Source organism: Phnomibacter sp. (genome assembly GCF_036803085.1).
Lineage (GTDB): Bacteria > Bacteroidota > Bacteroidia > Chitinophagales > Chitinophagaceae > Phnomibacter.
Genome location: NZ_DAIRUZ010000007.1, coordinates 131,291 through 156,704, shown reverse-complemented (window position 1 = coordinate 156,704; position 25,414 = coordinate 131,291). Strand labels below are relative to the sequence as shown.

Genomic DNA, 25,414 nt, shown 5'->3' with positions numbered 1-25,414 from the left:
TAAAATAAATTTTATGAGCGACATAAGTGTTCTATCCAATCAGTATGAGCAATTAGTTGCCACATCTGATAAGGTCAATAATTCTGTAATAGCTTTTAAAAAGAAAAGTTTACTGGACGATGCTGCAACTAAAGCTAAATATCCCAAATTGAGCATATCAACAGAGGAACTTGCAACAGCAAAGCAAATCCTTTTACTGTTTTTGGAAAATATCATAAAGCTAATAGAAAATGATTCCTTAGAATCAGATTTTATTCCTGCGATAATTTTAGATGATTATAAAACTCGGTTGTCATTCAAACCATATCTGAAGGATGATTTGAAAAAACTTATCAGTGAGTTAAAACAGAATCAGCAGGTTACCGAAGATGATATTGAAGTATTGGATAGCATTTTGTCAATTTTGGATAATGAAAGAAGCATTCTATTTAGAAAATTAAGAACAGCAAGAGGATGATTTCATTTGTAAAAGGAATTTTTTATGACCAATCTAACCGGGTAACAAAAATGTTATCCGACCTTGCTTCTCCCCAAATAAATGGGGAGATAGATAGGGCTTTTCTGGACAAGACAATCCAAATGCTTGAGGATTTAAATGCAGAAATTCAAATCCTCGCCAATTCCGGTGACCTTGATATAGATGCATTGGCTCCGTACAATATTATCCGTTATAACACTTTTCATGAGAGGTTATTGACTATTGAATTGTTTCGCTATCTGGTGATAATTAATTATGGAAGCCCTGAAGAATATTTTAAAAAGAAAATCAGCCGCATTTATACAGAAGTAAACTGTATGCAGAAGCAACCGATTGTTACCACAATCAGCAATTCCCAAGATTATTATTGGGCGCTTCCATCGTATGATGTAATTGCCGTGCCTAAAGGCGAACAAAGAAATTTGCTAAATCTGCCGGACTTGTACCATGAAATGGGACATTTGGTTTACAATCAGCATGAAGTTTATTTAAAAGGAGGAATAGAACCCGTAATCAATCAGTATTATAATGATGAAATGCAACGGGTGCTTACCGAGCAGAGAGATCCAAAGTTGATTCCATTTTTTCGGGAGAAAAATCAAAGATGGATTAGTGGATGGATAATGGAATTTACATGCGATTTTATAGCAACCTATTTGGTTGGTCCGGCTTATGCCTGGACAAATATGAAACTGACTACACTAAGCAGCAGCAACGACAGAGTTTATAAAGACATACCAAGCCATCCATCAGATGAGGCAAGGATGAGAGGCATATTTTATATACTTGAACAAATGGGGCATAATGCAGAAGTAACACAGCTAAAAAGTAGTTGGCAGGATTTTTTAACGGCTACAAATAACCCCATCCCCGCAAATTATAATTATATCTTCCCTCAACGCATTATTGAGCACTTGGCAAATAATGTTTTATCAGGATGTCAGGCAATAGGTCTTATAGCATATAATGAGCAGATTAGAAAATTCGGAAAGCCCATTTCCAAAATACTAAATGATGCTTGGTATGAATTATTTAGAAATCCTGCTGGCTTTAAAGGATGGGAAGAAGAAAGAATTTCTGAAATTAATGGGTTGATCGAAAGAAGGTAAGTGATAGTTTAAGTAACCTTATTATAGTGAGTATTAGATAGAGTATAGAAGATATATTTTTATATTAATTTCTATTCTTAATGAATTATGATACTGAAGTGATTCATGTAGTTCTTTGGTGTTGTGTTTTTTCAGTTGAACCAATTAAATATTTGATTTATAAACTATATAAAATTAGGAAAAACATTTAAATCAAAGGATAAAAACGAAATACTGTACTTAAGCACAAGCATAACGTTTAAATTTACATTTAAGCTATTTACTGTGACTTATATTTATTTGTCAAAGTCGCAATTTGAATAATATAAAAAATAAAAGTTGTGGCCTTTCGTTGTTAAAAGCGAAGACCACAACTTTTTTGAAGTAGGATGCATTAAGTCACTTAGGAACTGTCTAATTCAATTATTTTTTCCCTTATTTTTTGCTTGTGTAAGGGCAGAAGCTGCTACACTTTTGACAGTTTTTGATGTACTAGGATTACTTAACAACTTTGCGGCTTTCGATGCAACAGATTTCGATGTTGACTCATTTTTTTGTTTGCTCATGGGATTTAGGATTTGTGAGAAATAATGATAACACTAAAATACTATTAAAGTTAGTTTTTAAAAGAACTAGGTGAATAGATTTTTTTGGCATTCTGCCATAAAGTTTTAAAATGAATTGCATCAACTTTCTTCTATTTGTCTCTTTAAAAGACGAATCTTTTCAAGACTTTCTAAGTAGAGTTTATAATAATAATCTCTTTGTTCTACTGCTTCATCAATGCTAGATGGCTTAGCAAGACCATTGTGAATTTCAACCTTTTGTTGTGATACTCCACTTATAGAATAAATATCTGCTGATTTTAAAACTTTCGCATAACGCAACAGTACCTTTTCTGATAATATTTCTTTTTTGAAATGGTCATAGATAGTTGAACGGGACTTATAGTGTAACAATTTTGCAATTTCATCTATTGTCTTCCCTGAGTTGGCTATTTCCTTTTGTATGATTTTACCTTGGTGCATGGTTTATTGAACTTTGTTCAAGCACTGTAAAGAAATATCCGAATGTGTTCAATAAAATGTACGAAAAAATGTATAAAATGGAATTTTTGTGTATTATAATGTTCAGAAGTGTATGATTAAGTTTGACGTATTATATTTGATAAGCTATTAGCTACTTTCGCTTTTACAAAAAGTATTGAAGCTATTCGCTTTAAGTCTCGTTCTGAAACCTAGGAAATTTCAACGCACCGAGGCGATAAGTGAAGAGCTCACGTTACGGCGTGGGCTCCCTTATCCGGTGCAAGGCTTTCCTAGGGCCTCAGAGCGGTAAGTGGAGTTCCACGCCTACTTTTTTGGGTGTTGTCTCCATGGGTTATTTACTCACACAACCAACTGTTGTTATGGAGAAACGGTACCAACACCTGGCCCTGCATTTATTGCAAACGCTTTTTGCGAAGAAGCCGAAGAATCCGATTTAGTTGATTGTTGATGGTTTGTGGTCCCGATAGCTATTGGGATCGGCTTTGCAAACTGTGGTTCGACGAGCTCACCACAGCAGAGCTTACCACTGCAGAGGGTGGTTCGAGTCTGTGGTTCGACAAGCTCACCACAGCAGTAATCACCACAGCAGTAATGTAGCAGACAGCTACTGGATTATCATCCATGCTTCGACTAGCTCAGCATGGCATTACGTATAGCAGGCCTATCGTGGGGGCCTGGGGGCTGTCTGTTGTCGGTTATCCTTTCATTTTTTATCCGGAGCCCCACGGTTCCGACAAAACATTTTATGATGATGCGCATACGTGTGTATGGCTTGGTGGCCATGCTATGGCTGTGGGGGAGTGCCATGGGGCAGCCTCTTATGAAATCCTTAAAGGGTCAAATTGTTCATGCGGTTACCCAAAGCCCGGTGGCTGGTGCCAGTGTATTGGTGTTGCCAACGGGTGCTATGGTGGTGAGTGATGAGCAAGGTGTGTTTGGTTTTCTTCAGGTCCCTCAAGATGCCGTGTTGCAGGTGAGTGCCGTTGGTTTTCGAACAGCAACCGTGGCGGTGAATGGCAGGGATTCGATACAAGTACTGCTGGAGCCTGTAGTGGCTGCCTTGGATGAAGCCATTGTGATTGGCTATGGCAAAACCAGCCGCCGTTTGAGCACAGGAAGTGTGGGGAAGGTAGACGCGGCGACGATTGAACGGCAACCGGTGACCAATGTATTGGCGGCACTACAAGGCAGGGTTGCTGGGCTTTGGGTGGAGCAAAGCAATGGGTTGCCCGGTTCGAACTTCAATGTAGAAATCAGGGGGCGCAATTCTATCGGTGGAGGTACCAGGCCATTGTTTGTTGTAGATGGTGTGCCATGGATGCAGAATGTAAACCCGGGTTCATTGGCTACGGGTTTGGCGCCGAATCCGCTGAACAGTTTGAACCCTGCTGATATAGAGCGGGTGGAGATATTGAAGGATGCAGATGCCACAGCGATTTATGGTGCTGCAGCAGCCAATGGTGTGGTGTTGATTACGACGAAGAAAGGGGGGCAGGGAGCCAGTAGCTTTAGTGTCAATTTTTTCAGCGGTGCGGGTGTAGTGACAAGGGGGACACCCCAATTGGCCACAGCCTCTTATCTGGCGATGCGTCGTATTGCATTTGCCTTGGATGGTGTAAACCCGAGTGTATCTACCGCGCCGGATTTGTTGTTGTGGGACAGTACCCGCTATACAGATTGGGCAGGGGAGCTCACCGGCGGTGCGGCATCGCTGGTGAACCTGCAGGGCAGTTTGCGGACAGGTAGTAAAACGTTGCAGGTATTGTTGAGCGGGCAGTATCAATCTCAAACAACGGTGTTTCCACAGACGCAGCCGACCACGAGGGGCTCTGGCATGCTGAGTGTGGTATACCGGGGATTGAAAGACCGGTTGGGGGCTACGTTGCAGCTGAATTATGGGATATTCAATATCCGGACGCCGGTGTTTGATTTGGCCAATTTCATGTATTTGCCGCCGAACGCACCGGCTGCCTATGACAGTACGGGGAAACTGACCTGGACCAACTGGACAGGAGCGGACAACCCGATGGCCCAGTTGGAGCGGCGGTTTGAGCACCGCAATGCCACGCTGAACAGCAATCTGGTATTGGATTACCGGTTGCTGCCGGGTTTGGTACTCAAAGCCACCGTAGGGTATAACGATGCATTGACGGAGGAGTACCGGTCTTTTCCTATCAGCAGTAAGCGGCCTGCAGCGGGCCTAACGGCAGAGGCCAGTTATTTTGATTACAGCCAGCGTAACTGGATAGCGGAGCCTTATTTGGTGTACAATGTAAAAAAGGGTCGTTGGAAGGCCGAATGGACGCTGGGAGCCAGTTGGCAGGAGCGGCTTTATCAATCGACCAGCATCAATGGAACACAGTATACAACGGATGCGTTGCTGCGGAATGCGGCCGCTGCAGGGCAGTTGTCGGTAGTGAGTGGTTATAGTCAGTACCGGTATCAATCTTATTTTGGCCGATTGAGCACCCATTGGGCAAACCGGTACCTGCTGAATCTGAGTGTTCGGCAGGATTACTCCTCCCGATTTGGACCGGCGAACCGGCGGGCCTTGTTTGCAGCTGTTGGGGCTGGTTGGGTATTATCGGAGGAGCAATGGTGGAAGCGACGTGTACCGTGGGCGTCATTTATGAAGTTGCGGGGCAGTTATGGTAGTACGGGCAATGATCAGATTGGTGATTATGCTTTTTTGGATGCCTGGGGCGTTCCTTTTGCTGGCCGCTATCAAAACAATCTGAGTTTGGTGCCGCAGTCGTTGTTCAATCCGTATTTGCAGTGGGAGCGTAACCGGAAGTTGGAATTGGCGATGGAAGGTGGGTGGTGTCAAAACCGGCTGATGCTGACTGTGGCCTGGTATCGCAACAGGTGTGATAATCAACTGACGGGTTATGCGTTGCCCACACAAACCGGGTTTTCGAGTATTGCAGACAATCTGGATGCTGCCATTGAAAACAGTGGCTGGGAAATTGACTTGCAGGGCACTGCTGTTATGCAGAAGGATTGGAAATGGCAAATGGGTTTGAACCTTACGTTGCCCCAGAGCCAGTTGCTGTCTTATCCGGACATAGAGCAAACGCTCAACAGATTTGTGTATCAGGTGGGGGCACCGTTGGATATACGGTTTGGCTATCAGTATGAGGGCGTGGACCCGCAGACAGGGCTGTATCGATTTACGGATCAGAACGGTGACGGGCGATTGTCGAGCACGAATGATTATGTGCCGGTAGGCCGCATTGGGCGTCGGGCATTTGGTGGTATCAACCAACAGTTGCAATGGAAGGGCTGGCAACTGGACTTGTTTTTTCAGTTTGTACAGCAAACGGCGAGAGCTTGGTTTGCCAGTATGCCAGTGGCAACAGGTTCGTTGGGCAACCAGCCTGCTTGGGTGAAAACTGGCGCTTGGTCGGGTGCCGGTGATAACAGTGCCTTGCAGCGGTATACGACAAGGGCGGGGGCTGCCACAACCGCCTACCGCAATTTGCAGAATTCATCAGCAGCCATTGTGGATGCCAATTACATACGCCTGAAGAATGTATCGGTATCGTGGACGATACCGGAAGCATGGAGAGCCCGGCTGCGGTTGAAAGAAGCCCGGTTGTATGTGCAGGCGCAAAACATGATTACCTGGACTGACTATGAAGGTGGGGACCCCGAAACGGCCAATTTGCGCAGCCTTGCGCCGTTGCGGATGATAACCGGCGGCATTTTCATTACACTTTAAAAGAATCAGCATGACAAATAACAATAGGATTTCAATAAAGGGCATCAGTATATGCTTGTTGCTGTTGATGTCGGCATTGGGGTGCCAGCGTTTTATAGAAGTGAAAGAACCTGCCCAGCAGGTAACAGCTGGCGCTGTATTTAGTGATGACATGAATGCTACAGCTGCTATCAATGGGATTTACAGCCAGATGATTGGCGGTTCATCCAGTTTCAGTAGCTGGATGACGACTGTTTTGGCAGGGGCGGCGGCAGATGAATTATTGCGTTTTAATGCCAGTGTAGAAGAGCAGGAGCTTGTGACCAATGCCATAACGCCGGACAACAATCTGGTCAGTATTCTTTGGACGTCGGCTTACAGAACAATTTATCAATGCAATGCTGCCATCGAAGGGTTGGGGCGACCCAGTGCGGTGAGTATGCCGGTCAGGAATCAGTTGTTGGGAGAGGCGCATTTTGTCAGAGCCTTTTGCTATAGTTATCTGGTGCAATCATTTGGTGATGTGCCTTTGGTGTTGACGACGGACTGGGCCAGTAATCAGGGACTGAGCAGAAATGCAGTAGCAGAAGTGTATGAACGCATTTTATCGGATTTGCAAAAAGCGGGTTCGTTGATGTCTGTGAGTTATCCATCGGCCATGAAAGGACGGCCTAATAAGTGGTCAGCCGTTGCTTTCAGCGCAAGGATTTTGCTGCTATTGGGGCGTTGGGAAGAGGCCGCTCTGGCTGCTACTGAAGTGCTTGACAAGGGCGGGTATCTGCCGCTGCCCAGCTTGCCACAGGTGTATTTGGCGAATAGCCGGGAAGCTATCTGGCAACTGGTGCCAGATGCGGTGAATTATGGGTATGTACCAGAGTTGCGGATGCCTCCATTTTATACAGCGAATGTGCCGGGATATTATTTGCGGCCAGACCTCATGATGGCATTTGAGCCGGGTGACAGGCGGAGGAGTGCCTGGGTAGACAGTGTGCAGTATCTGGGTACCAGATACTACTATCCGGGGAAGTACAAGAGCCTGAGTGGCAATACAGAATACTATGTGGTATTGAGAGCTGCAGAGTTATTGTTGATACGTGCAGATGCGAGGGCAAATATGGGCTATATAGCTGAAGGGATGCAGGATGTAAATGCGGTCCGCCTCCGGGCACAATTGCCTATACTGTCCGGAGCAATGAGTAAGGATGAGTTGTTGGCGGCAGTGTATCGGGAGCGTAGAGTGGAGTTGTTTGCAGAATGGGGACATCGTTGGTACGATCTGAAAAGAACGGGCAGGGCAACGCAGGTATTAGGGAGGTTAAAGCCTGATAGCTGGCAGCCACATGATACCCTTTGGCCGATTCACTCGGGGCAGCTGGTGTTGAACCCTGCGCTCCGGCAAAACGAAGGGTATTGATACGAATATTCAGCAGGCAGGAAATGCCTGTGGCAGATTTTTTCAGGGGTTTGTACAGGAGGGTGGGTAGGTGGGGTATTTAAAACTTAAAATCATGAAAAAAAGTTTTATAAGCACAATCGGATTGTGGTTGTATATGACATCAGTAGCACAGCCAGTGTTGACGATAGGTGACCAATGGAAACCAGTATCGCTGGGGCCTTTGGCCAGTGTAGCTGTAACGCAATTGACACCTGCTATGTATGCCGATAAGTTGTTGATTGTAGATTTTTGGGCGACCTGGTGTGGCACCTGTGTTGCCAGTATGCCGAAAGTAGCGGCTTTACAGCAGCGTTTTGGTGATAGTGTACAGTTTGTGTATGTGACTGTTCAGGACAGGAAGGTTGTGGATGCCTTTTTAGATAAGCGGCCATCCTTGCGTTCGTTAGGATTGCCAATTGTGACAGGAGATACAATGTTGATAAGGCAATTTCCATGTGTGAGTGTGCCGCATGTGGTTTGGATTGGCGCAGACAAACATGTAAAGGCAATAACCGGAGGGGAGTATCTGACCGAGGCTACAATTGCTGCTATGCTACAAAGAAAAGTGGTGCAATTACCGTTGAAAGAAGATGTGTTGGTTTTTGATTACGAACAACCCTGGAGTTTGGATAGTACTATACAAAGCCAGCTGATACAAAAGGGGCTATTGTTGAAAGAAGAACGGTCGCTGAAAAGCCGATCGGGTTTTAATGCTGTTCAGCCCGGCATGAAGCGTTATTATTCAACCAATAACTGGTTGGTGAGTTTGTATGCAGATGCGTATTCGTTGCGGACCGGTTTATCTGCGCATGAACTGTATAGCAGGTTGAATGGAGAGGAAGAATTGAAAGAACGGATACTTGAGACGAGGTTGCCAGAGGATGAAAGGGGGACCTATAGTTATGAGGGCATGATACGGGCCGGAAAGGATGAGCTTTCAGACAGGGCGGAGTTACTTCAATTGTTGCAAGGAGATTTGGACAAGTATTTGGGTATACGCACATGGGTGAAAGTAGACTCAGTACTGTGTTGGGTCATCCGGCCAGTTCATGCAAGATTGGAGCCAACGAAGGAAATGAAGGGCATTGTGTATGGGCTTGCTGAGAAGCAACTTAACAATCAGTCGGGGAAAGCGGTTGCCAATGCAGTTTATATGAGTAGTGACAAAAAGACTCCTGTTTTGTACGATGGGGCTGCCGGAGATGTACATCGATTGACTTTACCCTTGCACTATACAGATTTGGAAGAGGCTGCCCGGCATTTGGAAGCACAAGGTTATAGTATGCGACAGGAATGGCGGTTGTTGCAAACAATTGCAGTCGACAAAAGATAACAGGCAACCCTGTTGGGGTTGCCTGTAGGAAATCAGGGTTTTTGCAGCGTTGCATCGTAGTATGCAGGACTACTGATGTCTACGCCAGCTTTGATGGTGTAGGTTCCATCATTGTTATCGATGACTTCACTGGCAGAGGGATTGGCGGCATCAAAAGTGAGGGCTCTTGAGCAGAGGTTTGAGCCTGTGTTGGGGCAGCCAAAGGGGTTTGAGCCCGCCTGACCATTGGATTCATCGATTGGGTTACCATCTTCATCTACCTGAAACCAAACGAGAACAGGCGTAAGCGATGCTTTCTGATCAATGGTTGGTTTGCTGAAAGCGAAAATGGCGATGGCCATGAGGAGCAATGCCGGGATGGCCAAGAAAAGGGATTTGTTTTTCATGATGTGTTGGTTTGGGGGTGGCTATGCTTTTGCTGGTAGGGCTTAAGAATGGTCCACCCCATTTTTTGAACATTGCCTACTGTTTTCTACAGGTGTTCGGCTATGCCTGGGTTCGGTCACCCACGGGGCTTTATGTGACCGGGTGTGCGGAGATGGGCCTACTTTTTTCTACAGGTGTTCGGCGGAGCCTGGTATGCGCATACTTATTGAATGGTCATGGTGCAGGGGGTGCAGGAGCAGCGGATGGAAGGTTCGCCGAGTTCGGATAATTCGATGATGATTTGGCAGGCGCAGAAGTTGCTGTCGCAGCGATAGCTGGTATAGACGAGTTGGCCTTCCGTGTTGTAATAGCTTTCGATGACCAGGGTAGCTGTGGCTTGCTGCTCATTGGTATAGGTGATGTGCGTGTAGGTGTGGTTGTTGTACTGGTAGGACTGCAGTTGTTGAATGTTTTGTGGCAGGAGTTTTTGCTGTGGTGCTTTTGCCGCGAGGATGTGGATGACTTCTTCTTGGGTGATGATTGGCGCTGCTGTGGGGTGTAAAGGCATTTTGGAACAGGCCACACTACAGATAACGAATAGCAACAGGGGTAGTAGATACTTGTGCATAAGGATTTGTGTTTTTAGTGAAGGAATAAGCGTACAAAGTTTTGCCTGTTGGATGGGTTGTGCAACCGGCTGTCGGCCGATTTGCAGGAATTGCCGGCAGATGGTACATATGAACCTGTATTTGGTCTATATGAACCGGGATTTGGTTTGTTTTGGGTTTGTTGTTTTTGGTTTGGGGTTTGGGGTTGGTTATGAGGAATTAGGTTTTAGTAGTTAGGGATTAGGGAGGAGAGGGGGATTGGTAATTAGGGAATGGTAATTAGGTGTTAGTAGTTAGTGATTGGGAGTGGGTTGAAGGGGGTAGTTGATGGTGCCTGTTGATTTGAGCCGGTATTTGGTATATATGAGCCGGAATTCGGTATTGCATAGCTGATAGGGGCTTTCTACTTTAGTGACATCGTATTGTTCACCAGAGAAAGCACTGCTCTATGCGTATTGTACTGTTGTTGTTGCTTCCATTATTGGGCTGTTCAGAAGTACGGTCGGCGGATACGACTGTGCTGGTGGATAGGGTGATGCTGGTGATGCCGGGCATACGGGAGGCGCAGTTGGTACCACAGGAGCGGCGGTTGCAGCTATATGAGGGTCTATTGCAGGTATTGGTGAGTGGGAGTCCGCTACAGGTGTTTGGCAGTGTGCAACTGTGGGGGGATGTCAGGAAAGGCTACTGGCTGCGGCCAGTGGAGTTGGGGATTGGAGACAGCCTGCAGGCGCCACAGCAATGGCGGAGGGTGCCTGTAGGGCAATTGGCATTGGATACATTGTTGCCATTGGGGGCTTCTCTATCCATTTGGATCCGATTGCCAGCGGATGGCAGGGCCTGGCCGCTGCTGAGGGTGATGCGGCCGGATATTGCACCCCGGGTGGGCGGATATCAGGTGAAGCTGGAAGCAGATACGCTAGGGTTGGCGATGCGGGCCATGCAGGTGATGCAGGGCAACGGGCACCGGCTGGCGTGGCGGGAGGGAAAACCCATGCTGATGGATGGTCAGGTGGCGGAGTTGTATGTGCTGCCAGCGAAAGGTATTGAGGACAGCAGTTTGGTATACAGGTTGCTGGATAACACTGATGATATTGGTACCAGCGGACATATTGTACAGGACTGGCAGGCAACAGGGCATTTACTACGGTTGCCAGCATTGCCAGCGGGCAAGGAGTATGTGCTGCAGGTACGCTATAAAAGTATGCAAGCAATGAGCAGTTTACAGATAACAGTGTCGAGGTACTGGTATCAGCAACCCCTTTGGGTGGGGATGGTGGTACTGGTGCTTTGTGCATTGGTGGTGTACGGGATGAATGTGCGGTACCGAAAGCGGCTGCGACAGGTAGAAGAGCACAAGGCAGCGATGCAGGAACAGTTGCGTCGGTTGCAATTGCAGCTCAATCCGCATTTTTTATACAATGCCCTTAGTTCGATAGCCGGGCTGGTGGGGAGCCAGCAATACAGTGCTGCGAACACCTATCTCTCTCAGTTTGGGGAATTGCTGCGGCAAACCATTGAAAGCAGTAAGGGAGACCGGCCGTTTACGCTGGCGCAGGAGTTGGGAATGATGGAGAAGTATTGCCGGCTGGAGCAGTTGCGGTTTGGTTTCCGGTATTCGATTGAGGTAGATGATTGTTTGGACAGCGAGTCATTGCAGTTGCCTGCCATGCTGATACAGCCCTTAGTGGAGAATGCCATCCGGCATGGTGTACAGGGGTTGAGGGAAGCAGGGTTTATCAGGATTGTGTATGCCCGGGAGGGGCAGGATTTGGTGCTTTCTGTATCGGATAACGGACCGGGCTTGGCGTACAAGGCCACGGAAGGAGGCACGGGCACGGGGCTGGCGTTGACCCGGTTGCGGATTCAGTATTTACAGGATTTGACAGGCGGGCCACCCATCGTGTTTACGCTTGAACGGCTGGGCAGTGAGACCGTAGCGAAGATTCGGTTTACCGATTGGATTGAGCTATAACGACATCCTATTGATGTTGTATGTATAACCCATTGAACCATGAAGACGATTGTTGTTGAAGATGAGCAGCATGCCCGTGAGCATCTCTGCCAGTTGTTGCGGCATCATTTTCCATGGCTGGAGTTGTGTGGTGCTGCTGGCAATGTGACAGATGCAAAGGCATTGATTGTGCAGCATCAGCCAGCATTGTTGTTGCTGGATATCCGTTTGGGCAATGCGACGGCTTTTGATTTGCTGGATGCATTGGGTCAGTTTTCTTGTCAGGTTATTTTTATTACCGCCTATAATGAATATGCCATCCGGGCATTCCGGATAGCGGCGGTGGATTATTTGCTGAAGCCCTTGCAGACAGCCGAGCTGACGGAAGCCCTATACCGTGCAAAGGAACGGTATGAAGGAGCGTTGGGTAAACCCATGCTGCAGGAGTTGTCGGCCATTGTGCGGGAGCTGCAGCAACAGCAGCGGATGATTACGCTTGCTGACCGGCAGGAGTATGTACGGGTGTCGGTGTCTGAGATTGAGTATTGTTTTTCTTCGAATGGCTGTGTACAGGTACATTTTGTGCAGCAGGAAAAGCTGGTGGTGGCCAAGGAGCTCCGGGAGTTGGAAATGCTGCTGGAGCCATCCGGTTTTATCCGTTGCCATCAATCGTATCTGGTGAATGAGCGACGGGTACGCAGTATCAAGCGGGAAGAAGGGCGTACGTATCTGATTTTAGTGGACGGCATCCGGATTCCGGTGTCGCGTTCCAGCACTTCCTGGGTAAGGATGCGGCTGGGTTTGTAGTGTTCTACTGGCTGACTGTGGTTGCGGTCGGCGATTGTTTCGATACTGGCGGCATCGTTGATGCTGCACATTTATGCCAAAGCGATCTGGCTGGGTAGCTGTTGGCGATTGAACAAATCCCTTTACCCTTTTATGGCTGGTTGGTGCTGCTGCCGGGGCTGCTGCTGCTGGTGTATGCCGGTGTGTACAGTGGTTGTGGTGGTGTGTGCTGTATTGTTTCACCAAAACAAATGCTATGCAAAAGCAAGGACATCGTATGCCCTTACGGGTGGTGATTTATGCCAAGGACATTCAGTTGATAACGGGGAAGAAGGAGCGGAGTGCCCGGCGGCTGCTGGAGGCGGTGCGGCGGCATTATGGGAAGCGGCGAAATGCGTTGGTGACGGTGCGGGAGTTTTGTATGTATACGGGATTGGCGGAGGAGGAGGTGAGGGACGTGTTGGTGGGGTAAAGTGTTGTTGTTGGGAGGTTGGCAGGTTTTTAGTTTTTGGTTTTTAGATTGGGGTTGGAGGGGAGGTGGTTGGTGGGTTGTGGTTGATGGTTGGAAGGTTTGTTGTTTTGGGTTTTTGGTTTTGGGTTGGAATGTTTTTAGTTTTTAGTTTTTGGTTTGGGGTTGGGGGGGGGGAGGTGGTTGGTGGTTGATAGTTTATGGTTGGTAGGTGGTTAGGTGGTAGTTGTTTTGTGGGACAAGAAACAAGGTAGGGCAAAGAAAAAACCCGGCCGGAGCCGGGTTTGGGGGTTGATGCGGGCATGTGGTTTATGCAGGGGGTGTTTTGTTTTGCCGGATCCATTGTTCGATGCGCCGGGTGAGCCATTTCAACAAACAGGAGGCCAGGAAGCTGGTGCAGGCGCCTACTGCGGCCATGGCGGCAGTATAGGCAAGGTCTTTGGCGGGGATGTTGATGAGGATGGCGACGAGGGTACCTACGATGGTGCCCGACAGGTTTTGTGCATCGTGCACATGCGGTTTGGCATCATTCCACATCTTCAATGGTGTTTGAAGGTTGTGGCTGGCTTTCTTCGCGGGTAGTGAGCTGGCTGACGGCTGAGGCAATGCTGCCGGCGACAGTGAGGTAACCGGCGATGCTGGTGACTGCAGCGGGCAGGGCAATGGGAGCGGTGGCGATGGCACCGGCGATGCCTGCTACTACGAGCCCGATGTTGCGGAGCTTTTTGAAGAAAGGCGGGGTGGGTTTGCGCATTCTGCGCATGACTTGTTTCATGGTGTGTGGTTTTTGGTGTGTGTGAGAAGGAGTGAGATAAAAACAAGTGTGGTTGACGGCGGTTTATTCGCCGCTGATGTCAATAACGCTGAGGCAGTTGAAGGCCCCGTTTTTGAGGCTGTACTGAGCGTCGTTGACCATTTGGTAGAACTCCAGTCCGAAGAGCAGCAGCAGTGGTTTGGTGCTGGCTGCGGTGATGGTACAGTTGAGGGTGATTTCGGCGGTATCGGCGCCGCTCAGGGGCAGGTGGGTGGTACCTGTGTTGGCGGCGTCGTAGGTGTTGCCTTCGAAATCGATGGCGGCGCCACCGGCGATGAGCCGGAAGTGGGTGGCACCCGCCGGGGCTGCAATCATGTTGGCTGCGGAGAATGGCGGAATGGTGATTTCGAGTTGGCCACTGCTGCGGTTGATTTCGGCTGAGTAGGGAGCGAAGAGGGTGGTGGCGAGTTTGCCGTTTACGTTGAAGTCGAAGCCTTTGAGAAAGATGAGATTGGGGCCGTTGACTTTGCGTAGCCCTCGTTCGCTGACGGTGTCGGCTTTAATGACCTGCATGAGCACCTGTGTGAGGCGGCTGACCATTTTGCTGTCGGACACGTTGAGGAGCATTTCGCGGAAGGCGGTGCGGATGAGTTTGCCGCTGGTGCCGGCCCGGCCGAATTCGGCGCCGTTTTCACGGGTGCGCTGAAAGGCGGGGTCGGTGCTGATGCGGGATTTGGAAACGCCGCCTTTTTCGCGGATGAGGTAGCCTTCTTTGCTACGGTAGAAGGTAATGTTGCCGAGGGTACCTTCGATGGGGATGATGCCTTTTTGTTTGGCCATGGTAGTGTGTGTTTGTGTTGCAGTGTATGTGCTGCAACGGGTGATAAAAAGTGTGTGTGGAGTGTGACTCCTATGGAGCTGATGATCATCCGGTGTTGTGTTGTCAGCAGCTGGTGTATTGCTGTTAACAACACAAGGTTAGTGCAGGGAAAAATTATTTGCAAAGGTGCTGGCCGGAAGTGGCCGAAGTGGCAGGATTGGATGGTAGTTGGCAGGTGCTGGTGGGGTTATTTGTGGCGGTAATGGCTTTCCAAGAGCGTTCAGGGGGGTGGGGTAAGTGTTATTTAAAAGTGAATCCGGTTATTTATTTGTCTGCGTTCAATAATCTTGCTGGCAAATTCGTTTTACCGCACGTCCACACCACACCCAAGCGTACACACATTTACCAACGACCGGAAATCTGGCATCTGCCGGTTTCCGGTTTTTTCATGTTGCCCTACTGTGGTAGCCGGAGGGTAGGAAATTTTTCAGGGGTAACGGCAACAGTTGTAGATTAGCACCAATATATGGTGGTGATAATATGAACAGTGGCGGCAAACTGAGGTTTGGAAAATGTGCAAGTACCTGGCATTTAGCTGACTATTTCAAAAGCAGCACTTTCTCACCGTGTTCTGTAATTTCTATTTTCAAAGTTGCCTTTTCTCATCACGCCCTTTTTTTATTACCTAACCTAATTGAATGCTAAGGTTCTTTTTTCTATTCCTGATTAGTGTTGAATTTATTTCGGCCCAAGCTCAATTGCCATTACTGCAATGGGCTGGATCATTTGTAGAAAAAAATACCTATAACAGAAGAGCATACAGTAACGGACGCTCTATTGGCACCGACTTCTACGGCAATGTATTCAGTGCAGGATATTTTGAAGGAACTATAGACTTTGATCCTGGGCCCGGAGTCTTTTTGATGACAGGGGGTAGTCCTTCACAATATGGTATCTATATCACCAAGCAAAATAAGAATGGTGAACTGGTATGGGCAAAGCAGATTGCCACTTATGTAGAATGGGGGCAAATTGAACTTAAAGTAGATCGAAAGGGCAATGTGGTTGTTGCCTCCCAAATTCGTAATGAGCTCGATATTGATCCAGGGCCGGGAGTGGTAACGTTGAAGCCAACCGGTTATATGAATGCGTTAGTTGTAAAATTTGATACAGATGGAAACCTGGTTTGGGCCAAAGATTTTGGTGGGCCGGGTGATACTGGGGCAGAAGCAACCTGTATAGCCATTAATCAACAAAACGAAATAGTAGTTTGCGGCAATTTCAATAATACTGTTGATTTTAATCCTGGGCAAGGCGTTTACAATATTACTTCATCCGGACATAGCAAAAGTTTTGTTGTAAAGCTTGATGAGCAGGGAGATTTTTTGTTGGCTGTGGAATTTGGCAATGCAACAGAAATTTATCATGGTATTTCCGTTACAGATGCAGAATTTGACAAGCAGAATAATCTTGTTTTGACTGGCGGTTTTTTTGGCACATGTGACTTCGACCCCGGACGCAGCACCTATACTTTGCAAAGTTCGACTGGAAGTTTTCGGGATGGGTTTATATGTAAATTCAGTAACGACTTGACCGGGCTGCTGTGGGCGAAGGCATTTTCACAAAGCGGAGGTTACAATCAATACCTGACGCCAATGGGAATTGCCATTGATGCAAACAATCATGTGATAGCAGGCGGTTTTTTCAATGGCAATTTTGATTTCAATCCCGGAACCGAAAACTTTTCATTTGTAAGTAAAGGCGAAGATTGGTTTGTTTTAAAACTAGATGATAAAGGAGATTTTCTTTGGGCCAAGCAATTGGGTGGATCGGATTTGGATGGTTGCAGTGATGTTGCGGTTGATCCCGATAATCAGATTTACCTCAGTGGTTCCTTCGGTAAATCGGGTGACGCAGATCCAGGCCCAGGCACTTTCATTGTGAATGCACTTAGTTATGGCTCTTCTCTACTCATCAAACTCACAGAGCAGGGGAATTTCACCTACGCCATTCCTTACAATGAAAGAGATGCAACACTCAGTATACGAAGATTGGTTGTAGATGAAGCGTACCAAATTTATGCAGTAGGTACAGTGGCAGGCTCTATAGATGTAGACCACGGCCCGGGGATGTATCAAATTAGTGGTTTCAACGACTCTGCTCCATTTGTTTTCAAATTGGGCAGATGCCAAAACCCCACCAGCGCCAACATTATAGCCAATACATGCGACAGATATACAATTGAACAATACCAATTCGATTCTTCTGGCATTTATAAAATCACCATACCAAATTCAGCAGGTTGCGATTCTATCATCACATTAAACCTCACCATTAGTAAAACCAGAAACTCGCAAACAAAAACTATTTGTCAGGGCGATTCCATACTGTTACAAGGTCAGTTTGTATCGAAGGCTGGTGTGTATATAGATTCTCTCAAAACAGTATTTGGCTGTGATTCCATTGTTGTAACCCAACTGGTGATGAATCCCTTGCCTCAACCCATGCTGAGTGCCGATACAAGTATATGTAGCGGTAGCAGCATCCTACTTTCACCCGGACAGTTTGAACAATACCATTGGCAAGATGGAAGTACAGCCGCAGCTATATCTGCTGATGCTCCAGGGCTCTATTGGGTAAGGGTAGTCAATACTTACAATTGCACTGCTGCCGACAGCATGCGGCTACTGAAAGTGCATGCTCTGCCTTCCAATTTTTTGAAGCCAACTGACAGTCTTTGCAGCTATGATAAAATTACATTGTCAGCATCTGGTACGTTTCAACAGTATCGATGGAGCACTGGCGAATCAACAGCCCAAATATCTGTTGAACGTGCAGGCAGATACCAACTGACAGTAACTGACGGCAATGGTTGCACAGGTAAGGATTCAATGGACGTGATAGCAAAAAGCTGCATCGAGGGTGTTTATATCCCTACAGCATTTACACCCAATGCCGACGGGAAAAATGACAAATTCAGAGCCAGTGTATATGCTCGTCTTTCCTCATTTAAGCTATCGGTATTCAACAGATTTGGACAAACCGTTTTTGAAACAAATGACCCAGGAGGCGCATGGGATGGAAGATTTGCAGGACAAGCACTGAGTACCGGCACCTATGTCTGGATTTGCCAATACACAGAAGTTGGCAAAAGCCCAAAGTCCGAGAAAGGAACTGTTGTATTAATACGGTAAGTGGAATCGTCACAAGTGGCCCGCAAAGCGGAACATTTACGCAAGAGCAGCTTTAAAGGAACAATTAAAAATGAGTAAAAAAAGTTGGATAATCATAATTAGATTAGCTCAAATAGGCTGTTCGATTGCTATTGTTTTTTTGATATTTTTTTCGCTAATGGCCTTTGCAGGTGGGCATAAAGTACCCTCCTTAACCTACATACAGGCTGCAACTTTCGCATTGTTCTTGATTGTCTTTATAGTATTGCTGCAATATTTGGCAGGCAGAATTAGAACGAGAGAATAAAATATTTTCGCCTTTGCGAGTGTCTAATCGGAGCCGCCGTTGCAGGGTCCCGATTGCTATCGGAATTGCCCGCAAATACGAGAGTGCACAAATTGATGTAGGTGATGGCAGCAACAGTGATGTAAAAGATGAAACATGAAGAATAACCAATTATCAAAGACTACAAAAAGGATTTATTGGCTATCAGGCATTGTATTTACTATTTGTATCATGCTGTTATGGCAAAGAAATGAGAGAAAGCAGGTACGGTTAATTGAAAAGGGTGATGTTGTAAATGGAGCTACCATTATGTCAATCCATAGATATGGAAATAGATATCGTATTTACAATGTTCAGTATGATTATCAGTTTAGGGGTAAGGCATATACTGAAAAGATGTACTTAACCTTAGTTCCCGATGAGGATCTGGCTGCAACTTATTTTATTGGGAAAAAGGTGCCTGTTATTTTAGATAGTACTGATCCGTCAAACTCCCTGCTTTTATTGGGTTCAGCAGCTTTTGAGGAGTACGGACTTCCATGCCCCGACTCACTTTATTGGTATGATTCTATTGTGAATGCGAACAAGAGATTTTTTGATTTTTAACTATGCTGTTATCAGTGGTTTCACGCCAATATGGAAATGATCAAACACAACTTTTATTTTGGGAGCAATAGCTGTTGGTGATGATTTAAGTCGTGTCATTTCAAACTCACAAGCCCCCGGTTTCCACTTTTTTTGCGCCACATCCGTTTCTAGCAACATCTTTGCGGCATGCATCCCAAGCACATTTCCATCGCCGATTATACCTACCATTTACCGGAAGACCGCATAGCCCGCTACCCGTTGCCCAACCGCGACGATAGCCAGCTGTTTGTGTACCAACAGGGCCTGCTAATCCGGGAAAAATTTCCGGCCATTGTGCAGCATTTGCCTGCGCATGCCATGCTGGTGTTCAACAACAGCCGGGTGGTAGAAGCAAGGTTGTTGTTTCAGAAAGCCTCGGGCGGTATCATCGAGTTGTTTGCACTGGAGCCGCATGAGCAATACGCCGATATTACCACGGCCATGAACTGCACGGGTAACATCGAGTACAAATGTTTGGTGGGTGGTGCCAGCAAGTGGAAGGCCGGTATGCTGCTACAAAAAGAAGTGCAGCACGAAGGCGAAACGGTGCTCATTACTGCCGCCATGCAGGAGCGGCGCAGCGATTGTTTCATCATTCATTTTTCTTGGACGCCGGCTTCGCTGGCTTTTGCGCAAATACTGCACCTGATGGGTGAAATGCCCATTCCGCCGTATTTACAACGCAAGGCGGAAGCTTCCGATCTGGAACGCTATCAAACCGTGTATGCATCGCAGGATGGCAGTGTAGCGGCACCTACAGCCGGCCTGCATTTTACACCTGCCATTCAGGAGGCCCTGGTAAAAGCCGGTCATCCGTTGCAGTATGTAACGCTGCATGTGGGGGCGGGTACGTTTAAACCGGTAAAAGCCGACAGCATGCAAGACCATGAAATGCATGCCGAGTTTATAGATGTAGATACGGATACCATTGAGGCATTGCTCCAACAAGACAGCATCATTCCTGTAGGTACCACCAGCATGCGTACGCTGGAAAGTGTGTACTGGATGGGGGTGAAAACCTATCATCAACCCGAGATTAGTTTGCAGGCACTGGAAATGCAACAATGGGAAGTGTACGATACGTGGCTGCAGCAAAATCCGGGCAAGGAAGCGGCACTGAACAGTTTGCTGGCGTGGATGCGGCGGCAGGGCTTGCAGCGGCTGATTTTGCGGACGCAAATCATTATTGCGCCGGGCTATGCGTTTCAGTTGTGTAGAGGATTGGTCACCAATTTTCATCAGCCCAACAGTACGTTGCTGTTGCTGGTGGCGGCATTGATAGGCGAAGACTGGAAGCGGCTGTATGAATTTGCCCTCGGCCATGAGGGGCGTTTTTTGAGCTATGGCGATAGCAGTTTGCTGCTGCCTTAGTCTACCATGGTTTCGAAGCGGCCTTCGTGCAGTACGGCATCGTTGCACACAATGCGCAGCAAAAAACGCTGGCCTTTGGGCAGTAATCTTGTTGAAATGTAAATGTTGCTGCCTTTAAACCAGCCTTGGCGGAGTACCTGCCCCAATTGAGAGAGTATTTGGTACTGCAGCATTTCGTTGCAGTGGCAAGATGGTATGCTGATGGGCAAGCTGCTTTCAGCCAGTACCGGATGCATGTAGCCTGTGTTCATATACGCACTTGATTAAATCAATCGGTGATTGCGATCAATGTTGTCTAAGGCTTTGGGCCAATGCTGATGGTTGGCTGGTGTGCGAAAGGAGCGGGATATAAATGTGGGTTAGTAAGTAAGTAGGATGAATATAGACATCCATTTCCGCAAATCAATGTGTGTACATTAATATTATGCTGAATAGCTACATTTTTTGATATAAGTCAAGTTGGTATGCCGGATTATCAGGCTTTTGCCAGCGGAATTTCTACTAAAAATGAACTGCCTTTACCAAGGGTGCTTTCTACTTTGATGCGGCCTTTGTGGGCATCCACAATCGATTTTACATAGCTCATGCCCAACCCGAAACCCTTCACGTTGTGAATGTTGCCGGTATGTGCCCGGTAAAATTTTTCGAAAATGCGTTTGACGGATTCTTTGGTCATACCAATGCCTTTGTCATCAATCTTCATACAAAAGTATTTGCCGGTACTGTGGGTGGTAATCATTATTTCCGGCGCATCTTTTGAGTATTTGATGGCGTTGTCCATCAGGTTGTTTACCAGGTTGGTAAAGTGTTGTTCATCCACAAAAATCTGATCGTTGCGGGCATTGAGTTGCAGGGTGGCACTGCCTTGTTTTTCGGCCAGTACCAGTTTGTAGTTGTCGAGCACATGCTCAATAATATGGTGGCCGCTGCATTTTTGTTTGTTCAGTGTCAGCTCTTGCCGTTCAAGGGTTGCAGCCTGCAAAATGGTTTCCACGTGTTTGTTCATCCGCTTGTTTTCATCTTTGATAATGCCACGGAAATATTGCAGTTTGCTTTCGTCTTTCAGCACTTTTTCGTTGCTCAGCGCATCTACCGCCAGTGAGATGGTGGCCAGTGGGGTTTTAAATTCATGCGTCATGTTGTTGATGAAATCACTTTTGATTTCGCTCAGCTTTTTCTGGTTGAGCATGGTGCTCAGGGTGAGGTAAAAAGCAAACATGATAAAGAGGGTAAAAATGATGGCGCCGATGAAATCGAAGTACGATTCTTTTACCGCCAGCTTTTTGTAATCAGGAATAACGACGACGATGTTTTCATAAGGGGCCAGGCCCTCGGCCCATGTGCCTACGGGCGGTTCTATGGGTAGGTTCCAGATGTAATTGTTGATGGTATCTTCTACTACGTGGTTGAAGCCCGGCGACTTCATTTCGTAGTTCATCAGGTTGATATTGTTGATGATGGCAAACTCGAAATGATTAGCCGGAATTTGATTGGCTTTGAAGGCTGCATCCAGTTTTTCCCGTACTTCAAATTGGGTAAAACGTTCGGATATAAGCGCCGGTTGCATCAGTTCTACAGGCACCAGCTCGTTGCTGAGGCTGAGCGAACTTTTGCGGCGCTGCCGTAGCGAAGGCGTACGGGTATTGGTTTCGCTAAGGTCTTTGCCTACTGTTACAATCGACTTTACTACCTTTTCGTAGAGTTGCTCCTGCTTTACCAGCAACAGGTTTTGAATACGGTTGTACTGCAAGTAGATGATGCCAATCAACGAAACGGTGATGAGCAAAATGATTACGGGGAGCAGCTTTTTTAGCGACATAGAAGAAGTAGAATAGCGGACAAATGTAACGGTACAAATCACTGCTCCGGAAAATCCTGATTTTTTTTAACGTCCGTTGAAACACCTGCCACTACCAATGGGGTAAAAAAACTTTCAACAGCTGAATGAGAATTCAATCATTACACAATACTTTGAAGTATGATTGAACCTGCACCTGGAGTGATATTGATTTCGGAGCCTTTTTTGAAGGATCCCAATTTCATGCGAACGGCTGTGTACCTGTGCGAACACAGTGAGGACAGCAGCTTTGGCCTGGTGATGAACCGTCCTTTTGAACAGCAGCTCGACGATTTTATACCGGCACTCGATGGCATGGCCATTCCGCTGTTTTATGGCGGGCCGGTGCAAACAGATACTTTACACATTTTGCATACCCTGCCCGATGCCATTCCCAATGCCACACAGGTATCCAACGGCGTGTACTGGGGCGGCGATTTTCCCAGTATTATCGATTTGATTGTGGCGCAGCAACTCGATCTGGACCGTATCCGGTTTTACCTTGGGTACAGCGGATGGGGTACAGGGCAGCTGGAAGGTGAGATAGCTGAAAAAAGCTGGCTCACGGTAGCGGGTGGCCCATCTCTGGTATTTCATCCGGAGCCCGAAGACATTTGGAAAATGGCGGTGCAGCAGTTAGACAAATCGTTTCACCCCATTATTCATTATCCAATCGATCCTCAATTGAATTAAAATAAAAAACGCTTCGATGATGTATCGAAGCGTTTTTCTATTGCTGAATGAGTGCTTACAGTTCAGTAGCGCCTTCTACCAGTACAGTGGCCTTGTTATTGATGACCTCAATAAAACCACCGGTGATGTCGAAGCTTACGGTACTGTTTTTGTCTTTCAGCACTTTTACTTTTCCCTTGCCCAAAGCACTTACCATGGGGGCGTGTTTTTCCAGTATTTCGAACAAGCCGCTTACACCGGGAAGCTGTACGCCGTACACGTCGTCGCTAAAAAGCTTTTTTTCGGGAGTCAGTATTTCTAAGTTCATGTGTTACAGATTTGGCGTTGAAAAATGGGCACAAAAGCAAGTGGGAATTAACCCTGAGCCTGAGCCAGCATTTTCTTACCTTTTTCAATAGCGTCTTCCAGAGTACCTACTAGGTTGAAGGCAGCTTCAGGATACTCATCCACTTCACCGTCCATAATGGCGTTGAAGGCACGAATGGTATCGTCGATGCTTACGAATACACCTTTGAGACCGGTGAATTGCTCGGCCACGTGGAAAGGCTGGCTGAGGAAACGCTGCACCTTACGGGCACGGGCTACGGTCATTTTGTCTTCGTCGCTCAGTTCGTCGATACCGAGGATGGCGATGATATCCTGCAGTTCCTTGTAGCGCTGGAGAATCAGCTTCACCCGGTTGGCAGTGTTGTAGTGAGCATCACCCACGATAGCTGGTGTAAGGATACGGCTGGTAGAATCCAGTGGATCCACCGCAGGGTAAATACCCAAGTCGGCAATCTTACGGCTCAATACAGTAGTAGCATCCAGGTGGGCGAAGGTGGTAGCAGGAGCTGGGTCGGTCAAGTCATCCGCAGGTACGTATACGGCCTGTACAGAAGTGATTGAACCGTTTTTAGTTGAAGTGATACGCTCTTGCATCAGACCCATTTCGGTAGCCAGTGTAGGCTGGTAACCTACCGCTGAAGGCATACGACCCAAGAGGGCAGATACTTCAGAACCGGCCTGAGTGAAACGGAAGATATTATCTACGAAGAAGAGGATGTCTTTTCCTTTACCCTGACCGTCGCCATCGCGGAAGTATTCTGCGATAGTCAAACCAGAGAGGGCTACACGGGCACGGGCACCAGGAGGTTCGTTCATCTGGCCAAACACGAAGGTTGCCTTAGATTCTTTCAGGCCTTCCATGTCTACTTTTTCCAGATCCCAGCCACCTTCTTCCATGCTGTGCTTGAAGTTGTCGCCATATTTCATAATGCCGGCTTCGATCATTTCACGCAGCAGGTCATTACCCTCACGGGTACGTTCGCCTACACCGGCAAACACAGACAGACCACCATAACCTTTGGCGATGTTGTTGATCAGTTCCTGAATCAATACGGTTTTGCCTACACCGGCACCACCGAACAAACCGATTTTACCACCTTTTGCGTAAGGTTCAATCAGGTCGATTACTTTGATACCTGTGTACAGTACTTCAGTAGCTGTGCTCAGGTTTTCGAATGCTGGTGGCTTGGCGTGGATGGGGCGACCGTTGGTTTTGTCCACTGCAGGCAATCCATCGATAGGATCACCGGTTACGTTGAACAAGCGACCATTGATGGCTTCGCCGGTAGGCATGGCAATGGCTTTGCCGGTGTCTACCACGGCCATACCGCGAACCAGACCTTCGGTTCCGTCCATGGCAATGCAGCGAACGCTGTCTTCACCCAGGTGTTGCTGGGCTTCGAGTACCAGGGTATCGCCATTTTCACGCTTTACTTCCAGGGCGTTGTAAATTTCAGGAAGCTTTGACTTGCCGTCGAATTGAACGTCAATTACGGCACCAATGATCTGTTTGATCTTACCAACGTTGGCCATAGTATTTATTGTTTGTCGAAATAATGGTCAAATTGAAAAGGCGCAGGCAATACCGGTAGGGTTGGAAAACTAGTATACCTGTTTTCAAATTGGCTGCAAAAGTAAGGGAGGCAATTGTATTATAGTGATGCGGGGCCACAAAAAAACCAAATAATCATGGCGGCGAGGTTAATAAGCGCAGCAGAAAGAGGGCCAAGGATTATTTTGGAAAATCTGGCCTTGTTTTTTTGGGTAATATTTGGATTCCTGCAAATATTCCTGCAACCTTTGTTGGTATTTTTCACCTACCTGTGTCCGGTAAGTAATTTGGAGCACGGGTGATTTTTGAAATTTTTTTTATGAATTTGTACATTGGTAACCTCAGCTGGGGTACATCGGAAGCAGACCTCCAGCAGCTCTTTGAAGCGTACGGCGAAGTATCTTCTTGCAAGATTGTAACCGACAAGATGACGAACCGTAGCAAAGGCTTCGGCTTTGTAGAAATGCCGAACAATGATGAAGCGAACGCTGCTATCAATGCCCTCAACGGCAAAGATGTTGGTGGTCGTAACATCAGCGTAAACGAGGCACGTCCTCGTGAAGAGCGTCCTTCTGGCGGCGGCGGTGGTTTCCGTGGCGGCAACCGTGGCGGTGGTGGTAACTACGGCGGCGGTGGCGGCTATGGCGGCGGTCGTGGCAGGTACTAAGCTTTGCATCATTTAGGTTCTCCATATATCGGTCCCGTTAT

Annotated in this window: 24 protein-coding genes; 13 read left to right on the top strand and 11 right to left on the bottom strand. The window is 47.2% G+C overall.

The window, feature by feature from the left end:
• The first annotated feature begins 13 nt into the window (after window positions 1-13).
• Together V7Q13_RS14235 and V7Q13_RS14230 are read left to right on the top strand one after the other, a co-directional pair.
• Complete coding sequence (locus tag V7Q13_RS14235; RefSeq protein ID WP_333801329.1) at window positions 14-457, top strand: hypothetical protein; 444 nt, start codon at window positions 14-16, stop codon at window positions 455-457.
• Window positions 454-1,587, top strand: a complete 1,134-nt coding sequence (locus tag V7Q13_RS14230; protein ID WP_333801328.1) for a hypothetical protein — start codon at window positions 454-456, stop codon at window positions 1,585-1,587. The genes V7Q13_RS14235 and V7Q13_RS14230 overlap by 4 nt, the downstream gene beginning before the upstream one ends.
• 398 nt (window positions 1,588-1,985) lie before the next feature.
• On the opposite strand, the gene V7Q13_RS14225 is transcribed toward V7Q13_RS14230, so the two are convergent.
• Together V7Q13_RS14225 and V7Q13_RS14220 are read right to left on the bottom strand one after the other, a co-directional pair.
• Window positions 1,986-2,132, bottom strand: coding sequence for a hypothetical protein (locus V7Q13_RS14225; RefSeq protein ID WP_333801327.1), 147 nt, complete (start codon window positions 2,130-2,132; stop codon window positions 1,986-1,988).
• A 120-nt stretch (window positions 2,133-2,252) separates the two neighbouring features.
• Window positions 2,253-2,594 carry a hypothetical protein gene (locus V7Q13_RS14220; protein ID WP_333801326.1) on the bottom strand — a complete coding sequence of 114 codons (342 nt, stop codon included), beginning with the start codon at window positions 2,592-2,594 and terminating at the stop codon, window positions 2,253-2,255.
• Between the two features lie 766 nt (window positions 2,595-3,360).
• Between V7Q13_RS14220 and V7Q13_RS14215 the strand changes: the two genes are divergently transcribed.
• The 3 genes from V7Q13_RS14215 (at window position 3,361) to V7Q13_RS14205 (ending at window position 9,083) form a co-directional block, all read left to right on the top strand.
• A complete protein-coding gene (locus tag V7Q13_RS14215; RefSeq protein ID WP_333801325.1) occupies window positions 3,361-6,336 on the top strand; it encodes a SusC/RagA family TonB-linked outer membrane protein in 2,976 nt (991 codons plus the stop codon).
• 10 nt (window positions 6,337-6,346) lie between these two features.
• Window positions 6,347-7,729, top strand: coding sequence for a RagB/SusD family nutrient uptake outer membrane protein (locus V7Q13_RS14210; RefSeq protein WP_333801324.1), 1,383 nt, complete (start codon window positions 6,347-6,349; stop codon window positions 7,727-7,729).
• Between the two features lie 94 nt (window positions 7,730-7,823).
• Entirely contained in the window at window positions 7,824-9,083 is a 1,260-nt protein-coding gene (locus tag V7Q13_RS14205) for a TlpA family protein disulfide reductase (protein WP_333801323.1), read from the top strand.
• A 32-nt stretch (window positions 9,084-9,115) separates the two neighbouring features.
• Here the strand turns inward: V7Q13_RS14205 and V7Q13_RS14200 are convergent, their stop codons facing one another.
• Together V7Q13_RS14200 and V7Q13_RS14195 are read right to left on the bottom strand one after the other, a co-directional pair.
• The gene (locus tag V7Q13_RS14200) at window positions 9,116-9,469 is read right to left on the bottom strand and encodes a hypothetical protein (protein ID WP_333801322.1); all 354 of its coding nucleotides are present in this window, start codon (window positions 9,467-9,469) and stop codon (window positions 9,116-9,118) included.
• Between the two features lie 203 nt (window positions 9,470-9,672).
• Complete coding sequence (locus V7Q13_RS14195; RefSeq protein WP_333801321.1) at window positions 9,673-10,077, bottom strand: hypothetical protein; 405 nt, start codon at window positions 10,075-10,077, stop codon at window positions 9,673-9,675.
• Between the two features lie 428 nt (window positions 10,078-10,505).
• On the opposite strand from V7Q13_RS14195, the gene V7Q13_RS14190 reads away from it, so the two are divergent.
• The 3 genes from V7Q13_RS14190 to V7Q13_RS14180 all read left to right on the top strand — a co-directional run bounded on the left by V7Q13_RS14190 (window position 10,506) and on the right by V7Q13_RS14180 (window position 13,269).
• Window positions 10,506-12,032, top strand: coding sequence for a sensor histidine kinase (locus tag V7Q13_RS14190; protein WP_333801320.1), 1,527 nt, complete (start codon window positions 10,506-10,508; stop codon window positions 12,030-12,032).
• 39 nt (window positions 12,033-12,071) lie between these two features.
• Complete coding sequence (locus V7Q13_RS14185; RefSeq protein WP_333801319.1) at window positions 12,072-12,818, top strand: LytR/AlgR family response regulator transcription factor; 747 nt, start codon at window positions 12,072-12,074, stop codon at window positions 12,816-12,818.
• A 235-nt stretch (window positions 12,819-13,053) separates the two neighbouring features.
• The gene (locus V7Q13_RS14180; protein WP_333801318.1) at window positions 13,054-13,269 is read left to right on the top strand and encodes a hypothetical protein; all 216 of its coding nucleotides are present in this window, start codon (window positions 13,054-13,056) and stop codon (window positions 13,267-13,269) included.
• 306 nt (window positions 13,270-13,575) lie between these two features.
• Here V7Q13_RS14180 and V7Q13_RS14175 read toward each other — a convergent pair whose 3' ends face one another.
• From V7Q13_RS14175 to V7Q13_RS14165, 3 genes are all read right to left on the bottom strand, one after another.
• Window positions 13,576-13,809 (bottom strand): hypothetical protein, encoded by a 234-nt coding sequence (locus V7Q13_RS14175; RefSeq protein ID WP_197429062.1) that lies wholly within the window; start codon window positions 13,807-13,809, stop codon window positions 13,576-13,578.
• Complete coding sequence (locus V7Q13_RS14170; RefSeq protein ID WP_333801317.1) at window positions 13,793-14,041, bottom strand: hypothetical protein; 249 nt, start codon at window positions 14,039-14,041, stop codon at window positions 13,793-13,795. The genes V7Q13_RS14175 and V7Q13_RS14170 overlap by 17 nt, the downstream gene beginning before the upstream one ends.
• Window positions 14,042-14,104: 63 nt before the next feature.
• A complete protein-coding gene (locus tag V7Q13_RS14165) occupies window positions 14,105-14,860 on the bottom strand; it encodes a hypothetical protein (RefSeq protein WP_333801316.1) in 756 nt (251 codons plus the stop codon).
• A 678-nt stretch (window positions 14,861-15,538) separates the two neighbouring features.
• On the opposite strand from V7Q13_RS14165, the gene V7Q13_RS14160 reads away from it, so the two are divergent.
• From V7Q13_RS14160 to V7Q13_RS14150, 3 genes are all read left to right on the top strand, one after another.
• Window positions 15,539-18,034, top strand: a complete 2,496-nt coding sequence (locus V7Q13_RS14160; RefSeq protein WP_333801315.1) for a gliding motility-associated C-terminal domain-containing protein — start codon at window positions 15,539-15,541, stop codon at window positions 18,032-18,034.
• A 421-nt stretch (window positions 18,035-18,455) separates the two neighbouring features.
• Window positions 18,456-18,905 carry a hypothetical protein gene (locus V7Q13_RS14155; RefSeq protein ID WP_333801314.1) on the top strand — a complete coding sequence of 150 codons (450 nt, stop codon included), beginning with the start codon at window positions 18,456-18,458 and terminating at the stop codon, window positions 18,903-18,905.
• A gap of 168 nt (window positions 18,906-19,073) precedes the next feature.
• On the top strand, window positions 19,074-20,297 hold the full coding sequence (locus V7Q13_RS14150; RefSeq protein ID WP_333801313.1) for an S-adenosylmethionine:tRNA ribosyltransferase-isomerase: 1,224 nt from the start codon (window positions 19,074-19,076) through the stop codon (window positions 20,295-20,297).
• On the opposite strand, the gene V7Q13_RS14145 is transcribed toward V7Q13_RS14150, so the two are convergent.
• On the bottom strand, window positions 20,294-20,548 hold the full coding sequence (locus V7Q13_RS14145) for a hypothetical protein (RefSeq protein ID WP_333801312.1): 255 nt from the start codon (window positions 20,546-20,548) through the stop codon (window positions 20,294-20,296). The genes V7Q13_RS14150 and V7Q13_RS14145 overlap by 4 nt on opposite strands.
• Window positions 20,549-20,772: 224 nt before the next feature.
• Window positions 20,773-22,116 (bottom strand): sensor histidine kinase, encoded by a 1,344-nt coding sequence (locus V7Q13_RS14140; protein ID WP_333801311.1) that lies wholly within the window; start codon window positions 22,114-22,116, stop codon window positions 20,773-20,775.
• 159 nt (window positions 22,117-22,275) lie between these two features.
• On the opposite strand from V7Q13_RS14140, the gene V7Q13_RS14135 reads away from it, so the two are divergent.
• On the top strand, window positions 22,276-22,827 hold the full coding sequence (locus V7Q13_RS14135; protein ID WP_333801310.1) for a YqgE/AlgH family protein: 552 nt from the start codon (window positions 22,276-22,278) through the stop codon (window positions 22,825-22,827).
• A 55-nt stretch (window positions 22,828-22,882) separates the two neighbouring features.
• Here V7Q13_RS14135 and atpC read toward each other — a convergent pair whose 3' ends face one another.
• Both atpC and atpD read right to left on the bottom strand, forming a co-directional pair.
• Window positions 22,883-23,134, bottom strand: a complete 252-nt coding sequence (gene atpC / locus V7Q13_RS14130; protein ID WP_157479388.1) for an ATP synthase F1 subunit epsilon — start codon at window positions 23,132-23,134, stop codon at window positions 22,883-22,885.
• Window positions 23,135-23,181: 47 nt separating this feature from the next.
• The gene (atpD, locus tag V7Q13_RS14125) at window positions 23,182-24,687 is read right to left on the bottom strand and encodes a F0F1 ATP synthase subunit beta (RefSeq protein ID WP_333801309.1); all 1,506 of its coding nucleotides are present in this window, start codon (window positions 24,685-24,687) and stop codon (window positions 23,182-23,184) included.
• 338 nt (window positions 24,688-25,025) lie between these two features.
• Between atpD and V7Q13_RS14120 the strand changes: the two genes are divergently transcribed.
• Window positions 25,026-25,373, top strand: coding sequence for an RNA recognition motif domain-containing protein (locus V7Q13_RS14120; RefSeq protein WP_333801308.1), 348 nt, complete (start codon window positions 25,026-25,028; stop codon window positions 25,371-25,373).
• Window positions 25,374-25,414: the final 41 nt, after the last annotated feature.

Coding starts and splice junctions, on each gene's coding strand:
- V7Q13_RS14170 (WP_333801317.1), bottom strand. CDS start 14,041: ATGAAACAAGTCATGCGCAGAATGCGCAAACCCACCCCGCCTTTCTTC.
- V7Q13_RS14200 (WP_333801322.1), bottom strand. CDS start 9,469: ATGAAAAACAAATCCCTTTTCTTGGCCATCCCGGCATTGCTCCTCATG.
- V7Q13_RS14155 (WP_333801314.1), top strand. CDS start 18,456: ATGAAGAATAACCAATTATCAAAGACTACAAAAAGGATTTATTGGCTA.
- atpC (WP_157479388.1), bottom strand. CDS start 23,134: ATGAACTTAGAAATACTGACTCCCGAAAAAAAGCTTTTTAGCGACGAC.
- V7Q13_RS14190 (WP_333801320.1), top strand. CDS start 10,506: ATGCGTATTGTACTGTTGTTGTTGCTTCCATTATTGGGCTGTTCAGAA.
- V7Q13_RS14195 (WP_333801321.1), bottom strand. CDS start 10,077: ATGCACAAGTATCTACTACCCCTGTTGCTATTCGTTATCTGTAGTGTG.
- V7Q13_RS14225 (WP_333801327.1), bottom strand. CDS start 2,132: ATGAGCAAACAAAAAAATGAGTCAACATCGAAATCTGTTGCATCGAAA.
- V7Q13_RS14230 (WP_333801328.1), top strand. CDS start 454: ATGATTTCATTTGTAAAAGGAATTTTTTATGACCAATCTAACCGGGTA.
- V7Q13_RS14220 (WP_333801326.1), bottom strand. CDS start 2,594: ATGCACCAAGGTAAAATCATACAAAAGGAAATAGCCAACTCAGGGAAG.
- V7Q13_RS14180 (WP_333801318.1), top strand. CDS start 13,054: ATGCAAAAGCAAGGACATCGTATGCCCTTACGGGTGGTGATTTATGCC.
- V7Q13_RS14165 (WP_333801316.1), bottom strand. CDS start 14,860: ATGGCCAAACAAAAAGGCATCATCCCCATCGAAGGTACCCTCGGCAAC.
- V7Q13_RS14145 (WP_333801312.1), bottom strand. CDS start 20,548: ATGAACACAGGCTACATGCATCCGGTACTGGCTGAAAGCAGCTTGCCC.
- V7Q13_RS14210 (WP_333801324.1), top strand. CDS start 6,347: ATGACAAATAACAATAGGATTTCAATAAAGGGCATCAGTATATGCTTG.
- V7Q13_RS14135 (WP_333801310.1), top strand. CDS start 22,276: ATGATTGAACCTGCACCTGGAGTGATATTGATTTCGGAGCCTTTTTTG.
- V7Q13_RS14205 (WP_333801323.1), top strand. CDS start 7,824: ATGAAAAAAAGTTTTATAAGCACAATCGGATTGTGGTTGTATATGACA.
- V7Q13_RS14235 (WP_333801329.1), top strand. CDS start 14: ATGAGCGACATAAGTGTTCTATCCAATCAGTATGAGCAATTAGTTGCC.
- V7Q13_RS14120 (WP_333801308.1), top strand. CDS start 25,026: ATGAATTTGTACATTGGTAACCTCAGCTGGGGTACATCGGAAGCAGAC.
- V7Q13_RS14140 (WP_333801311.1), bottom strand. CDS start 22,116: ATGTCGCTAAAAAAGCTGCTCCCCGTAATCATTTTGCTCATCACCGTT.
- V7Q13_RS14160 (WP_333801315.1), top strand. CDS start 15,539: ATGCTAAGGTTCTTTTTTCTATTCCTGATTAGTGTTGAATTTATTTCG.
- V7Q13_RS14215 (WP_333801325.1), top strand. CDS start 3,361: ATGATGATGCGCATACGTGTGTATGGCTTGGTGGCCATGCTATGGCTG.
- V7Q13_RS14150 (WP_333801313.1), top strand. CDS start 19,074: ATGCATCCCAAGCACATTTCCATCGCCGATTATACCTACCATTTACCG.
- atpD (WP_333801309.1), bottom strand. CDS start 24,687: ATGGCCAACGTTGGTAAGATCAAACAGATCATTGGTGCCGTAATTGAC.
- V7Q13_RS14185 (WP_333801319.1), top strand. CDS start 12,072: ATGAAGACGATTGTTGTTGAAGATGAGCAGCATGCCCGTGAGCATCTC.